A 14,652-nucleotide genomic window follows, 5' to 3' on the forward strand; every position below is an offset into this window, starting at 1 on the left:
TATCCGCTTTTGAAGGAAATCTTCCATCTAAATTTTTTTAAAATATTCCACTTAAAATGATTGTGTTTAAATTATTTGATTTGAGCATGAAAGCGTCTTACTAAATTAGATTCATGTTTCGACAAAAAAAATATTTTGGATTATTATTCCGTGCATTTTTACATCTATATAAATGAATTCTTGGGATTATAGTAAGTTTAATATATTAATGACAAAATATTATTACATACAGAAGAGATTCTTACATACAATTTAAAAAGCAATGGTGAAAATATGAAAAGAAAATTTTTAATGATGGGAGTTGTTTTACTCGCAATTTGTGTAACCATCAGTGCAGTAAGTGCAGATGATGGTTGGAGCTTTAATTTTAGTTCCAGTTCAGAAAGTAACAGTGACGGTGGAGACGTTAGTGTAGAAAATAACCATGTTAAAATACAAGGTTTAGAATTCACCATCCCTGAAGGATATGTGGAAAATGAAAGTGCTAGATTAGTTGGAAATGATACTGATCAAGATGCATTCCCTGGTTTTAAAATATCTGCAGTACAATTTGACAAAGATAATGATTCAATAATTATCAAAGTGGTCTACGGTGACGATGAACTTAACGCATCATCATACACACCAGCTAATGATACTGTAGCCGAAAAAATCAATGACATTGATGGATACTTTAAAGAATATGACGATGGAGTATCATTTAACTACATCAAAGATGGAAAATTAGTTGAATTATTTGCTCCAAATAAAGAAACCCTCATTTCATTATTCAAATAGAATTATAAAAATTTAATTCTATTTTTTCTTATTTTTTTTTAAAATATTCCAAAGACAAATGATAAGTAATATTTATCAAAAGCATACAATATTTTAATTGATATGTTTCCAATAGAATATTTCATAGGACTGATTTTAATTGGTATCTGTGCCGGTTTTGCATCAGGGCTTTTAGGTGTTGGTGGAGGATTTTTAATTGTTCCTCTGCAATATTTCCTGTTAAAGTACATTGGAGTATCGCCAGATCTTGCAATCTTAATCTCTTTTGGAACAAGTTTGGCAATCATTATTCCAACATCTATTAGCGGTGCTTATAGGCATACCAGAACAATGGACAATATCTTAAAGCCAGGAATTCGTTTAGGTATTTTTGGAATTATTGGTGGTGCACTGGGCGGTTTTGTTGCTTCAGTCCTGCCTTCAAGAGTTCTGGAGATAATTTTTGGCCTTTTACTGTTGTTCATTACAGTTAACAATATCGTCAATATCAATAAGGAAAGGGAAGAAGCCAAAATCCCATTTAATTGGATTTCAATTGGAATAATAGGATTGCTTGTTGGTTTTTCATCAGGACTTTTGGGTGTTGGCGGAGGAGTATTTTTAATAGCCATCCTAACAGCACTGCTCGGATTTTCAATGATAGAAGCTATTGGAACATCTTCAATATTCATTAGCTTGACAGCTGTTGGAGGATTTTTGTCTTATATGATTTCAGGCTGGGGAGTTAGCACATTTCCATATTCAATAGGTTATGTGAGCATTATTAATTTTATTTTGATTGCTTGTTTTTCAGTGCCAATGGCATCACTTGGAGCTAAAATGGCACATAAGGTTCCTCAAAAAAAGCTAAAAATAATATTTTCAGTATTGGTCTTATATATGGCATTAAAAATGTTGGGTATTTTACCGTGAGGTGATAGAATGAGTGGAGACAGAAAAATCGGAGAAAACTTTGATGCTGAAAAAGCAGACAGCATTTTCGATAAATTAAAAAATGTTGAAGGGAAAATAAAACCTAAAAGGGAAGGGAAATTCGATAATATTAAGGATTTGATGAATGAAGCGCAATATCTGGAAAAATCAGGTAAATTGGATGAAGCCTGTGAATTGTACAGGCAGGTCATTTTTGTTTTGCCGGATTCTCAAAAGGCTTATGAAGCCCTTATAAACATTTACCAAAAACAGGGAAAAACTGATGAGGAAAAAGACATTTTAAAGGAAGCTATCAGTAATTGTAAAAAGAATGATGAGTTTAAAAAAAGATTAAATGAATTGGTTAAATGAATATTAGTTCATTTAACTATCTAAACCATCCTAGCCCATAAACCAATATTAGGTTAATGACAAATATGACTATTGAAAAGTAGATTAGATACCTTCCGTGTTTGCGGTATAATTCCACGTCCTTTTTGTAAAAGAACATTATTGTTCCATAAACCAAACCTAAAATTGGAGATACTAGTGCAACTATGTATCCAATGATGGGTATGATTATATTTCCTTCGCCTTCCATGTTTTAACCTCTTAGTAATGCTTTTTAGAAAATGATTTTTAAAAAAAGATTATCTTTAAAAAATAAAAAATAAGAAGAGTTATTCTCCTTATTTTTTGAAAATTCCTTTGATTTTAGATAAGACACCTGTTGTGAGCAATCCAATGGCAACATTGTAGATCATGTTTGCCTGTGACTCATCAACACCCAATTTTTCAACTATTTGAGCAATGATGAAATCCTTGTTTTTGTTGCCTGCCAAAAAGGTACTTTCGAAAATACCATTTGCTGCAACTCCTTGCTCTTGTGTCAAACCTGTTTCAGAAATCAATTGGCTTATAAAGTCTTCGCTATTCATGCTTTTCTGTTTGTTGTTCTTGATTTAAATTTATTCCCATTCCGGTTGCGGTTATGTGGATATGGTCGCCACCCAATCCAACCAATCCGGGTATTATAGTTAAATCTAGAACACCGTTTCCTCCATTTTCTTTTATTTGATTGGCTAGGTTAATTAAACATTCATTTATTCCTTTTTTAACCAATAATAAACGAATTTCTTCAATTTGGTCATGTTCTTTAATATCTATTTCATCTTCATTTTTAATTATTACATGACTTTCGAAAAATTCTAATTTTTCATAATGTGCATATCCCATATCTGGGGTTGTAACAAAATAGAAGTCTAAACTGTTTAGAATTTCATCGCTCTCTTTTTCATCATAATCAATTAGTTCATCATTTTTTTCAGGTTGTCCGCGTCCAAATATTTTTTTAATGGTGTTAAAATTCCATTTTAATGCGGATGCTATCAATCCGATAACAATCATGAGAATATAGTTGATCAGTGTTGGAAATGCTGCTTGAAGTATTACAACGATTGACCCTGCTGTAATAGCATTCATTCCTAATGTAGGATTTTTCAAGATAAAACTATGCACTGTAGTGTCAACAAAAAGAATTAATGCGCTTATGGCACCTAAATCTCTACCTATAAGCTTTTTGGCCATTATAGTTTCAACAGCTCCAGCAAGAAGCGGTGCAAATATAAGTGCTAGATTCCATCCGAATATGGCTATGTGATGCACATAAAAAAACCAATATAATATAAGACCTGATGCTGTACCTGCGGCAATACATAACAGTGCCAAAAATAAGTCTTTCCAAACTACTTCTTCGCCTTTAATTTTCATGCTATTCGTATTTCACGGCGGTGCCATATGCTGTTACAAGGATGGTATTTCCCATGGTACCTCCGAGGTTATCATAAGAAATCTTAAGTCCGATTATTGCATTAGCACCTAAGCTTTTAGCTTTTTCTTCCATACTTTCAAAGGCAATGTTACGGGCTTTCTCCAATTCTTCTTCATATTGTGAAGTTCTACCGCCTACAACATCACGAACGCCTGAAAATAAGTCTTTATAAATATTGGAACCGATTAAAGACTCTCCGGTAACAAGACCCTTATAATCTATAATTTGCTTGTTTTCTAATGTATTTGCTGAAGTTAAAATCATATTACCACTATTTCATGAATGTCATTATGGCCCATATAATCAGGAAAATTGCAATGACTATATATAAGATTATTTGTGATCTTTTTCTTTGGTTTAATCTTGCATCCCAGACTTTCTGACAATCTGGTGAGCATACTAGTTCGTTCAATGGAATTGGGGTTCCACATATTGGACAATGTTTATGAGGTTCTACTGCCATTTTTTCATCTCCTATATTTTAAAGAATTCTTTAGTATTTTTATTAACTTGAACTGCAAGTTCCTCTGCATCCATTCCCATGCAGAGTGCAATTGTTTTGAGGATGTGGGGTAAATATTTTGGTTCATTTCTATTTTTTTTAGGTTTCTTGTCAAAGTTTTTAGGTATTAAAAACGGTGCATCTGTTTCAATCATCAATTTTTCAGGAGGAATTACACTTACAGCTTCCTGCAGGTCTCTTCCTCTTTTCATATCACAAATCCAACCTGTAACACCAATAAAACAACCTAAATCAATGTAATTTTGTGCTTCCTGTTTTGTTCCTGTAAAGCAATGAACTACAGAGCGTTCAATAACACTGTCATGTCTTTTTAGAATGGTGTATAAGTCTTTGTGCGCTTCTCTTTCATGTAGAAATAAAGGCAAATCGGTTCTTTCGGCCACTTCTATCTGGGCTTCAAACCATTTTCTTTGAAGGTCTTGCGGTGAAAAGTTTCTGTTATAGTCAAGACCGCATTCTCCGATTGCAACAACACAATCATTTTTAGATATCTTTTCAAGTTCAAACATGGTGTGCCCATTGCATGTTTTTGCATCGTGGGGATGAACACCTGAAGTTGAAAACAAGGTTCCAGGATATTTTGAAGCATATTCGGCAGCCATCTGGCTTGAATGCACGTTGGTTCCTGTAATGATAAACTGATTAACACCAACTTTTTTGGCTTCTTCAATAATTTCAACCCTGTCCTTTTTGAATGAGGAATGCATCAGGTTTAAGCCAATATCGACAAGATTATCCACTAAATCACCTATTCATTAATAATTCTTGTTCCTATGTTTTCTCCATTGACGGCCTTGATTAGGTTTTCAGGTTCAAAGCCGTTGGTAATGATAGTTTCCAAATCAGATCTTTTAATCATCTGGACTGCAGTTGTGTCGAAGAATTCATAGGTTCCTGCTTTAACGTCCTTGCCGCTTAAAAATTCAAGCAAATCAGTTGCTGTAATTTCCGGAACAAGTTCAGCATCATCAAATTTGTTAGGGTCTTTTGTATACATTCCGTCAACTGAAGTCAAGTTGATGAGTTTGTCTGCTTGAACGAATTCTGCCAAGATTGCAGATACTGCATCAGTACTGTGCGCAGGCTCTGTTCCACCCATAACGACTATTTTTCCAGTTGCTGAAAATTCCAATGCTTCCTGGAAATTGTGAGGTACTCTTTGATATGCTGCATCACCAAGTGCGGCCAACATTAATTTAGCATTTATTCTTGTAACTTCAATTCCAATGTCATCACATTGCGCTTCACCAGCACCCAAGTCACGAACTACGCTGATATATTCTCTTGCCGGTTTTCCTCCTCCAACAACAATGAATAATTCGTGTTCTTCGGTCAAATCTTTTAATATAGCACTGTATTCCTGGAATTTTTTACAATCATATTCTTTAAGTAAAATTGATCCTCCAATTGCGATTACAATTTTCATATATTCACCTTAAATATTATATATCTTTTAGATATTATTTAAATTTTAATAACTATGAAATAGATAATTATGTTCAATGACTTTAAAAGAACAAATTTACATTAGAAAATCCTGCCGCAAATATCTGGATGGGGAAATCGACATGAATCAAATCCATGATTTCATGAAAACCGTAAAGCCGTTAAACAGCCAAATCAATTATAGTTATGAAATCTTAACACTTGATGAAGTTAAAAACCATGCCCGTTTTTCTGCTCCCTATTATTTGGCGTTATTTACAGACAATAGGGAAAATTATGTGGATATGGGTTTTATTTTCCAGCAATTGTGTCTTTATCTTCAAAGCATAGGCATCGGTACTTGTTGGGTGGGCCTTGCTTCTCCTAAAAAGAAGAATTCCGATTTTGTAATTTCAATAGCTTTCGGCAAATCCGATGACATGACAAGAGAAAAGTCCAAATTCAAGAGAAAGACATTATCCAAAATCTCCGATTTTGAAGATAAGAGATTGGTTCCGGCACAACTTGCTCCATCATCCATTAACTCTCAGCCATGGTATTTCAAGCATACTTCCGATGGCTTTGATGTTTACAGGGCAAAACATAATATCATAAAGCGTAGATTTATAAAAAAATGGAATCTTATTGACATAGGTATAGCTTTGTCACATCTGTATGTAACCAATGAAGACTCCTTTGAATATGAAATAAAAACTGATTTTGAAGATATTCGTGGCTACATTTACGTTGCAAGTATTAAAATTTAAAAAAAGAAAATATTAGAGGATTTAAATATCCTCTGAAGTTAACTCTTTGAATATTGTGCCTGCAAGGACTGCACCGACGACAGGCGCTAGAATAAACACCCAAACTTGTTTGAAAGCCTGGCCGCCAAGGAATAATGCAGGTGCAAAACTACGTGCGGGGTTTGCAGAACCGCCAGTTAATGGAATGCCGATGAGATATACTAATGTAAATGCCAAACCGATTGCAATGCCTGCAACGGCACTATTTTCTGCTTTTTTAGTAACACCAAGGAATGTGAATACAAATGCAAAGGTTAGAATTATCTCAACAATAATGGCTCCGATAGCATCCAAGCCAACGCTTGATGCTGAACCAAATCCGTTTTGACCTAATCCTGTTGCGGCAATTCCTCCAAGATTGGGGGCTGAATTGATAATCGCTACTAAAAGGGCAATGCCGATTATCGCGCCGATGCACTGGAATGCAATATACATCATCAAGTCATCAGAGTCAATCCTTCCATCAATCCACATGCCGATTGAGACAGCAGGGTTGATGTGACATCCGGAGATGCCTCCTACAGCGCATGTCATGGCTACAACAGACAAGCCGAATGCTAGAGCAATTCCAATAGTGCCCAATACAGAACCTGCAATGGCTGCGCTTCCACAGCCTAACAGGACAAGAAACATTGTTCCTATTAATTCTGCAATATATCTTTTCATTTTTCTATCCTCTTAATTCTTATCTGAATCTTCTAAGTTTACCGTATAATTTGTATGCTGCAAATAATACCAATAGTATTAAAACGATTGGGAATATGTGCAAGAGTATTGAATCGTTAACCTTATCGAAGTGATATTCATTTTCAAAGCCCATATGTTCCGCGTCAGTATGATTTTGGGTTATTTTTGCAAAGTTGTAGACTAAATCATAATAGCTTATATGTGCTCCTTCATATTCGATTGAGTCAGGGGCTCTTCCGTTCTCATCCATATAGTTTTTAACGATTCCACCCATCTTAAAGTAATCATAAACTGAATATGTATCTCTTGTCAGAATTGAAATTCCTTGAGGATCTTCCGGTTCACCGTATTCCCTAGGAATGTCTATTCCATTTCCGTTCAGATAGCAACTGGTTTGGTATAACAGTTGGGGTGTGGAATAAGCACCGTATGGTCCTTTCAATTCTTTATCTCCACTGTTTACAAGTTCTTTGCTTGCACTGGCCATTCCTGCAGGAGATATCTTATTTGTAGTAAGTAAATCATCACTCAAGGTCCCATTAAAATCGCTGGTTCCGGTAGCGATATCCACGATTTGCTGTGCTATCTTCTTGTTCATCTCATCATTGGTGTGGTCTAAATTACCATCCCTATAATTATCAGGGAATTCTTTTGCAGGCTGAATGTAAAATATTCCTGCTGTTTTTAGAAATGTTCCAGGGTCATGCATTCCTGCAAGTGATTCGTTTGAATAATTGTCGTCCCAAGCTCTTCTAAGGAAATTGGAATGATTGTCTAAATCATAATCCCCAGTATTCACCATTATAATTTGTTTGCTTGAATTGGTTACCGCCGATGCCAATTGCAGGTAGTTTCCAGCATCAGCTGCTGAAAAGCACACGCTAACATCACTTGTCACTGCTATCGCCCGCCAACCTTCACCGGCTGCAGGCGCCTCATTATCAACGATTACTTGAAGTTCTCCTCCGCTTATGTCTTCAATATAACCTTTGATGGATGTTAACATTTCTAAATCAGCATCTTTATTGTTAATAAGATCCGATGTCAAAAATACAGTTTTTGACGCAGTTACTCCCTGTATTGCTGGAGTAACTATTAATAAGGCTATTAGTAGTATTGCAATTTGTTTTTTCATATTTATTATCCCTTGATGTTTATCATATTTAATTATTAATTTTCTAGATAAAATATTTTTTTCATACGGACATATTGAATTTATCTTTTAAATCAATATTTTTTGATTTTAAGAAATTATGGTGGTTTATAACAAAAAATTTAAATAAATTACTGTTTAATAGATTTTTTGAGGATTTAAAGAGATTATCTTTTATTTTAAGTTAAATTTGGTGTTGATTTAAAAAAGTATATTTCATTTGTCAAATTGGAAAATAACTTTAAATTTGGGCATTGGATTCAAGCTGAAATTCAATGTGTAAAGTTTCTAAAAATATAGTAAACTTTCTAATTTAGGTTATTTTTTTAAAATTTAATCTTAGAATTATTCTTTTTAAATCTAAACTCGAAATAAAAAGTTTAATTGCTAATTGATAGCTTTTGTTAATTAATATTAGTAGTATTGTCCTCGCCAGAGGTAATAATATGTTGGAAAATATTCAAAAGATAGTTATTAGCAAACCTTTCCTAATTTCAATAATTATCATTTCAATCATGTTTACTTCTTTAGGAGTAAATATGGGAGAAGCTTATGCTTTTGATTTGAATGATGATGTTGAAACTGGTTTGGAATTAAATATTGGAGATAAATTGGAAAATTCTCACGAAATCGAAACGTTACAGGAAAATACATATTCATTGAATGGAGGTACTTTTAGAGATATTCAGGATGTGGTCAACAGTGCAAGCAATGGAGATACAATAGAATTAAGTGGAAAGTATGTCGCTAGTGATGAAAATGACAGTGTAATAATCAATAAGAAGTTAATATTCACATCTGCCGATAAAGCGACATTGGATGCGAAAAATTTGACAAACATTTTTAAGATTTATGCAGGAGGTGCACAATCAGAATTTATTAATCTAAAATTTATAAACGGATATACGGACGATAAAGGAGGTGCTATTAGGATAAATGCAAAAAACATCACGCTAAACAATTGCGTTTTTGAAAATAACCATGCTGAAGGAGGATCTGGTGCAGTATACACTTCCTACCTTCCCCAAGTCGCTGAAGGCTTGACGGTAAAAAACTGCAATTTCACAAAAAATACTGCAGGCACTTCAGCAGGTGCTCTGGGAGCGTTTGGACAGCATTTCAAAATCATAAACTGTGTATTTGATTCAAACAGCGTTTACAATGACCTGGCATGTTATGGTGGAGCAATACAGATAGGTTTGGATACAAATGTTTCTTATGGTATTGTCGTTAATTCAACATTCATCAATAATAAGGCTCAATCATCAAAAAGCATTTCACATGGAGGGGCAGGATGCGTAAGAAATGGATCATCATACTACAATTGTATATTCATCAATAACAGTGCAGATTTTGGAGGTGCATTGACATATCATGCATCAGGAAATCTGAATAACTGTACTTTAATCAATAACACAGCAAGGGACTATGGTGGTGCGGTTGCAATCTGGTTGAATCATGATTATATGGATTTAAACATTACAAACTCCAGATTCATTGGAAATAAAGCCCCATTGGGAGGTGCGGTCAAACTCGATGGATTCAATATAAAAATTGTAAATTCAACTTTTGAGGATAATTTTGCATCCAAGTATGGTGGTGCCGTAAATATTGAAGCGTATGACGTTAAAATATTAAATTCAACTTTCAGGAAAAATATCGCAAATGTCGATGGTGGTGCAGTCTACATTAAAGGAAATGACACAACCGTCAAAAATTCCTTATTTGTATCTAATGAAGCGATACCAGACGTTAAAAAGTTAAATGATGGATTGGGTGGTGCAATCTACATAAACAGTACAAAGGCGTTAGCCCAAAATAATGTTTTTAAACTGAATACTGCAAGAAATGGCAGTGCCCTTTATTTTGATAAGCATGGCGTTGAATTCAAACTGATCAACAATACATTGTATCAGAATCAGGCATGGGTTTATGCATTGCCGATTCAGGCTCAAGACATTTATTATGGGGATAGTGAAAGGATAAAATCAGTAATCTACGGTGGAAACAACATTGCGGATTATGACAATCTGGCAGTTTCAAATGCAATTTACAACGCTGCAGATCATGATAAAATAGAAATTGATGGTGAACATCCTGTATCCGGAGCTACCAACAGCGGTAAACTTTACCAGGATGATCGTGAATACAATATAGAAATTATAATGACTGTTAAACATGAAGATGGAACTGTGGTATATAATAAAGCTTTAAACTCCAGCTATTTGGGTCAGGTTTCACTAAATCTGGACAATTTAAAGCCGGGAAAATATTATGTCACTGCAAAGCACAATGAAGACAATTACTATAAGGGAATAACCAATGCCACAACATTCAATGTCATTCCAAAAACAGACCTCAGAATCATAAAACTGTGCAATAAGGACAGAATAACCTATGGTGATGTGGTCATATGGACACTTGAGGTGACTAATGATGGGCCGAACAATGCAACTGGTGTTAAAGTTTACGATGTGTTGCCTGAAGGATTGGTTTGGCAAAAAGATAATACAAACGGAAAATACAATCCTGAGACTGGTGTTTTAGACATAGGTTCATTGAATGCGGGAGAAATGGTTGCATTTAAAATAACAACTCTTGTCAATAAAACCGGGAAAATCAACAATAAGGTAAATGTTTCTGGAAACGAATTCGATACTAACATTGAAAACAACTATGACCAATATCAAATCAACGTCCCTAATGCGATCGATTTGGAAGTAGTTAAAAAAGCAAATAAATCAAATCCGAATTTCGGCGATCTGGTTACTTGGAGCATTGTTGTTTTGAATAATGGTCCGGATATTGCCCACGATGTCGAAGTTAGAGACATGCTTGCAAAATCCTTGATTTTTGTCAATGCTACTGGAAACTATGATGTCAAAACCGGAACCTGGTTAATCAAGTCATTGGGAGTTGGAAAATCCGTCAAGATGACTCTTGTTTGCAGGGTAAACAAAACAGGGGTGATAAAGAATAGCGCCAATGTTTCCGCAAATGAGTACGATTGGAATCTTTCTAACAATTTTGATGAAAAAGCTATTAATGTTGCTCCTGCCAGTGATTTGAGAGTCACTAAGTTGGTTAATGATTCCAATCCGAATTTCGGCGATCTGGTTACTTGGAGTGTTGTTGTCTTGAATAATGGTCCTGATGTTGCCCACAATATTAAAGTGGCAGATATCCTTCCTGAATCATTGGTTTTTGTCAATGCCAGTGGATATTATAATGTTAAAACAAACAGCTGGCTAATCTACTCTTTAGGCGTTGGAAAATCAGCTAAATTAACTCTTCTTTGCAGAGTCAATAAGACAGGAGAGATAAGGAATGCCGTTAATGTTTCCGCTAATGAGTATGATTGGGATTTGTCAAATAACTTTGATGATGAAGTTATTGATGTTGCACCAGCATCTGATTTAGAAGTAGTCAAATCAATTAATAAGTCTAATCCGAATTTCGGCGATTTGGTTACTTGGGGTGTTGTTGTCTTGAATAATGGTCCAGATGTCGCACATGATATCCACGTGCAAGATATGCTTCCGGAATCACTAATATTTGTCAATGCTACTGGACATTATGATGTTAAAACCAGTAGCTGGTTAATCAATTCATTAGGTGTCGGCAAATCAGTTAGGTTGACTCTTGTCTGTAGGATCAATAGGACTGGTGAGATAAGGAATGCCGTTAATGTTTCCGCTAATGAGTATGATTGGGATTTGTCAAATAACTTTGATGACGAGGTTATTGATGTTGCTCCGGCATCTGATTTGAGAGTCACTAAGCTGGTTAATGATTCCAATCCGAATTTCGGTGATTTGGTTACTTGGAGTGTTGTTGTCTTGAATAATGGTCCGGATATTGCACATGATATCCAAGTAATTGACATGCTTCCAAAATCATTAATATTCGTCAATGCCAGCGGGCATTATAATGTTAAAAGCAGTAGTTGGATAATTAAATCTTTAGGTGTCGGCAAATCAGTTAGGTTGACTCTTGTCTGTAGGGTCAATAAAACTGGTGAAATAACAAACATGGTAAATGCAACAGCCAAAGAATTTGATCCTGACATGACAAATAACCATGATAAAAATCAGATTAAGGTTCCAAGAACCGTTGATTTGAATGTCATTAAAAAAGCTAATGTCACAAATCCGAATTACCTTGATTTGGTAAATTGGACAATTGAAGTTTCAAATTTCGGTCCCGATGCAGCTCATGATATCAAAGTCATCGATGAGCTTCCTGATTCATTAACATTTGTTGATGCAAGTTCAAATTATGATAAAGAAACTGGAATTTGGAATATCAAATCATTAGGAGTGAATGAAACAATTAAATTGTATATTGTTTGTAGAGTAAATGCAACCGGTGAAATCATAAACGGTGTCAATGTCACAAGCCGTGAACGCGATTATAATGAATCTGATAATTTTGATGAGAAAACTATTGATGTAGCTCCAGCCTGCGATTTGGCGATAGTCAAAATGGTCAACGATTCCAATCCGAACTACCATGATTTGGTTACCTGGACTATTGAAGTTTCAAATTCAGGTCCCGACATAGCTCATGATATTGAAGTTGTTGAATTGCTTCCTGAATCCTTGATATGGATTAGTGATGATTCACTCGGAAAATATAATCCGAATAATGGGATTTGGAATATTCATTCATTAAACAGAGGTGAATCCGTAAGGCTAAACCTTATTTCATTTGTCAATTGCACAGGCAATATCACAAACATCGTTTCAGTAACCTCAAAGGAATATGATTACAATCCTGAAAATAACAATGATTCAAACATCATCCGAGTCAACAAATCAGGAGATCTGTCTATTGTTAAAAACGTAAATGCCAGTGGAGCTAACTATGATGATTTAATCAGATGGATATTGACTGTTTCAAATAAAGGTCCGGATAAGGTAACTGACATTATTGTTGAGGATGTATTGCCTGAAGGGTTGGTATTGGTCGATTATGATGCATCAAAAGGATTTTATGATGAGGGTTTATGGAACCTATGCTGTCTTGAAAAAGGTGAAATCCAAACCTTGGAGATTATCTGCAGAGTAAATATCACCGGAAATATCACAAACATTGCTAAAATTTCGGGCAAGGAATATGATAGCAATTTGACAAACAATGTGGACAATGAAACTGTGGAAATACCATTTGCAGCCGATATTCAAGTCATTAAACAAGTAGATAACAAATCTCCATTCTTTGGCGATGTTGTCGTTTGGATGATAAAAGTTGAAAATAAGGGTCCAGATACAGCAACAAACATCCAAATTTTCGATGAATTGCCTGAAAGCTTGATTTTTATGGATTATCAATCCACCAATGGAGTTTACAGGAATGGAATTTGGAATATTGATCATTTAAATACAGGAAACTCAGAATATCTAAATATCAGCTGCCGTGTCAATGAATTAGGTGTTATTATAAATGATGCAACTGCAACAGCCAATGAATATGATACCGACATGTCAAACAATCATGATGACGCATTCATTGACGCATTTCCGGTTTCAGATTTGTCCATTCAAAAAATCGCAAATGTGTCAGATGCAAATTATGGTGACTTTGTAAGATGGACATTAATAGTTTCAAATGAAGGATTTAATGATGCAACAGGGGTTTTCGTTGAAGATATATTGCCGAATTCTTTAGAATATGTGGAAGCATATGGTGATGGGGAATATGGCGACGGAGTCTGGTATATTGGAGATGTTGAAGTTGGCGAGTCTAAAAAATTGAATATTGTATCAAAAATCATCAAAACAGGAAGCATTGTCAATTCAGCTATTGTTTACGGCAATCAAAAAGACCCTGACTTGTCCAATAACGAAGCTGAAGAAAGCATTTATATTCCTCCTGCAGCCGATTTATCAATTTCAAAGACTGTCTCTAAATCAGAATATAATGTCGGTGATTTGATTGAATTTTCAATCAGACTTATTAACAACGGACCTGACCGCGCTTTGAATGTTAAAGTTAAAGAGATATTTGACGATTTCCTCCATTTAAAATCATTCAAGGCAAGCAAAGGATCATTTGATAAGATGAGTAGCGAGTGGAATATTGATGAGTTGGAATCAGGCAGCGAAGAAAACTTATTGATAGTATTTGAAGCTATAAAAGAAGGTGAATTTGAAAACATCGCTTCTGTAATAAGCGATACCTTTGACTTTGACAGGAACAACAACGAAGATGGTGCTTTTGTCAAAATAGTTGAAAACATTACCAATGGAACTGATAAAACACTATCAATAGAGGATGATTTATTGAAATCAAGAAATATTGATTCGCCACTTTCAAATCTTCAAAAACACCCAACTTCTAATCCAATATTGTTATTGGTTGGTTCATTATTGATTTCAATGATGTTTGTTGGTGGCAATATTTTTAAAAAAAGATGAATTTAAAGTAGCTTTTTAGCTACTTCTTTTTATTTTTTTAAAACGGTTTTTCAAAATTTTCAAAGTATAAGGATTATTAGTTTTACGGTTGATTATTTTATAACTTGCATGTAAAAACC

The 14,652-nt window shown here is 34.7% G+C and carries 14 protein-coding genes; 5 read left to right on the forward strand and 9 right to left on the reverse strand.

What is annotated here, in order from left to right; translation table 11 throughout:
* Window positions 1-273 precede the first annotated feature (273 nt).
* From TL18_RS02770 to TL18_RS02780, 3 genes are all read left to right on the forward strand, one after another.
* Window positions 274-777 carry a hypothetical protein gene (locus TL18_RS02770; protein ID WP_067041039.1) on the forward strand — a complete coding sequence of 168 codons (504 nt, stop codon included), beginning with the start codon at window positions 274-276 and terminating at the stop codon, window positions 775-777.
* 102 nt (window positions 778-879) lie between these two features.
* Complete coding sequence (locus TL18_RS02775; protein ID WP_067041040.1) at window positions 880-1,689, forward strand: sulfite exporter TauE/SafE family protein; 810 nt, start codon at window positions 880-882, stop codon at window positions 1,687-1,689.
* A gap of 9 nt (window positions 1,690-1,698) precedes the next feature.
* A complete protein-coding gene (locus TL18_RS02780; RefSeq protein ID WP_067041042.1) occupies window positions 1,699-2,061 on the forward strand; it encodes a M48 family metallopeptidase in 363 nt (120 codons plus the stop codon).
* A gap of 16 nt (window positions 2,062-2,077) precedes the next feature.
* Here TL18_RS02780 and TL18_RS02785 read toward each other — a convergent pair whose 3' ends face one another.
* From TL18_RS02785 to pyrH, 7 genes are all read right to left on the reverse strand, one after another.
* Entirely contained in the window at window positions 2,078-2,290 is a 213-nt protein-coding gene (locus TL18_RS02785) for a hypothetical protein (RefSeq protein ID WP_067041044.1), read from the reverse strand.
* Between the two features lie 88 nt (window positions 2,291-2,378).
* Window positions 2,379-2,627, reverse strand: coding sequence for a hypothetical protein (locus TL18_RS02790; protein WP_067041047.1), 249 nt, complete (start codon window positions 2,625-2,627; stop codon window positions 2,379-2,381).
* Window positions 2,620-3,459 (reverse strand): hypothetical protein, encoded by an 840-nt coding sequence (locus tag TL18_RS02795; RefSeq protein WP_067041049.1) that lies wholly within the window; start codon window positions 3,457-3,459, stop codon window positions 2,620-2,622. Before TL18_RS02795 ends, TL18_RS02790 begins: the two co-directional genes overlap by 8 nt.
* A 1-nt stretch (window position 3,460) precedes the next feature.
* On the reverse strand, window positions 3,461-3,784 hold the full coding sequence (locus TL18_RS02800; protein WP_067041050.1) for a YbjQ family protein: 324 nt from the start codon (window positions 3,782-3,784) through the stop codon (window positions 3,461-3,463).
* Between the two features lie 7 nt (window positions 3,785-3,791).
* Window positions 3,792-3,983, reverse strand: coding sequence for a DUF2116 family Zn-ribbon domain-containing protein (locus tag TL18_RS02805; protein WP_067041052.1), 192 nt, complete (start codon window positions 3,981-3,983; stop codon window positions 3,792-3,794).
* A gap of 11 nt (window positions 3,984-3,994) precedes the next feature.
* Window positions 3,995-4,783 (reverse strand): TatD family hydrolase, encoded by a 789-nt coding sequence (locus tag TL18_RS02810; protein ID WP_067041053.1) that lies wholly within the window; start codon window positions 4,781-4,783, stop codon window positions 3,995-3,997.
* Between the two features lie 8 nt (window positions 4,784-4,791).
* A complete protein-coding gene (pyrH, locus tag TL18_RS02815) occupies window positions 4,792-5,469 on the reverse strand; it encodes a UMP kinase (RefSeq protein WP_067041055.1) in 678 nt (225 codons plus the stop codon).
* A gap of 76 nt (window positions 5,470-5,545) precedes the next feature.
* Here pyrH and TL18_RS02820 point away from each other — a divergent pair, with 76 nt between their 5' ends.
* Window positions 5,546-6,235, forward strand: a complete 690-nt coding sequence (locus TL18_RS02820; protein WP_082706340.1) for a nitroreductase family protein — start codon at window positions 5,546-5,548, stop codon at window positions 6,233-6,235.
* A gap of 21 nt (window positions 6,236-6,256) precedes the next feature.
* On the opposite strand, the gene TL18_RS02825 is transcribed toward TL18_RS02820, so the two are convergent.
* Both TL18_RS02825 and TL18_RS02830 read right to left on the reverse strand, forming a co-directional pair.
* Window positions 6,257-6,940 carry an aquaporin gene (locus TL18_RS02825; RefSeq protein WP_067041059.1) on the reverse strand — a complete coding sequence of 228 codons (684 nt, stop codon included), beginning with the start codon at window positions 6,938-6,940 and terminating at the stop codon, window positions 6,257-6,259.
* Between the two features lie 19 nt (window positions 6,941-6,959).
* Entirely contained in the window at window positions 6,960-8,096 is a 1,137-nt protein-coding gene (locus tag TL18_RS02830) for an adhesin (RefSeq protein ID WP_067041061.1), read from the reverse strand.
* 464 nt (window positions 8,097-8,560) lie between these two features.
* On the opposite strand from TL18_RS02830, the gene TL18_RS02835 reads away from it, so the two are divergent.
* Window positions 8,561-14,533 carry a DUF11 domain-containing protein gene (locus TL18_RS02835; protein ID WP_067041063.1) on the forward strand — a complete coding sequence of 1,991 codons (5,973 nt, stop codon included), beginning with the start codon at window positions 8,561-8,563 and terminating at the stop codon, window positions 14,531-14,533.
* The last annotated feature ends 119 nt before the right edge of the window (window positions 14,534-14,652 follow it).

This window comes from Methanobrevibacter sp. YE315 (assembly GCF_001548675.1).
Classification (GTDB): domain Archaea; phylum Methanobacteriota; class Methanobacteria; order Methanobacteriales; family Methanobacteriaceae; genus Methanocatella.

Bases quoted from the DNA above. Each gene is read 5' to 3' on its own strand.
- pyrH (WP_067041055.1), bottom strand. From the start codon at position 5,469: ATGAAAATTGTAATCGCAATTGGAGGATCAATTTTACTTAAAGAATAT.
- TL18_RS02805 (WP_067041052.1), bottom strand. From the start codon at position 3,983: ATGGCAGTAGAACCTCATAAACATTGTCCAATATGTGGAACCCCAATT.
- TL18_RS02780 (WP_067041042.1), top strand. From the start codon at position 1,699: ATGAGTGGAGACAGAAAAATCGGAGAAAACTTTGATGCTGAAAAAGCA.
- TL18_RS02820 (WP_082706340.1), top strand. From the start codon at position 5,546: ATGACTTTAAAAGAACAAATTTACATTAGAAAATCCTGCCGCAAATAT.
- TL18_RS02775 (WP_067041040.1), top strand. From the start codon at position 880: ATGTTTCCAATAGAATATTTCATAGGACTGATTTTAATTGGTATCTGT.
- TL18_RS02835 (WP_067041063.1), top strand. From the start codon at position 8,561: ATGTTGGAAAATATTCAAAAGATAGTTATTAGCAAACCTTTCCTAATT.
- TL18_RS02770 (WP_067041039.1), top strand. From the start codon at position 274: ATGAAAAGAAAATTTTTAATGATGGGAGTTGTTTTACTCGCAATTTGT.
- TL18_RS02790 (WP_067041047.1), bottom strand. From the start codon at position 2,627: ATGAATAGCGAAGACTTTATAAGCCAATTGATTTCTGAAACAGGTTTG.
- TL18_RS02825 (WP_067041059.1), bottom strand. From the start codon at position 6,940: ATGAAAAGATATATTGCAGAATTAATAGGAACAATGTTTCTTGTCCTG.
- TL18_RS02830 (WP_067041061.1), bottom strand. From the start codon at position 8,096: ATGAAAAAACAAATTGCAATACTACTAATAGCCTTATTAATAGTTACT.
- TL18_RS02800 (WP_067041050.1), bottom strand. From the start codon at position 3,784: ATGATTTTAACTTCAGCAAATACATTAGAAAACAAGCAAATTATAGAT.
- TL18_RS02795 (WP_067041049.1), bottom strand. From the start codon at position 3,459: ATGAAAATTAAAGGCGAAGAAGTAGTTTGGAAAGACTTATTTTTGGCA.
- TL18_RS02785 (WP_067041044.1), bottom strand. From the start codon at position 2,290: ATGGAAGGCGAAGGAAATATAATCATACCCATCATTGGATACATAGTT.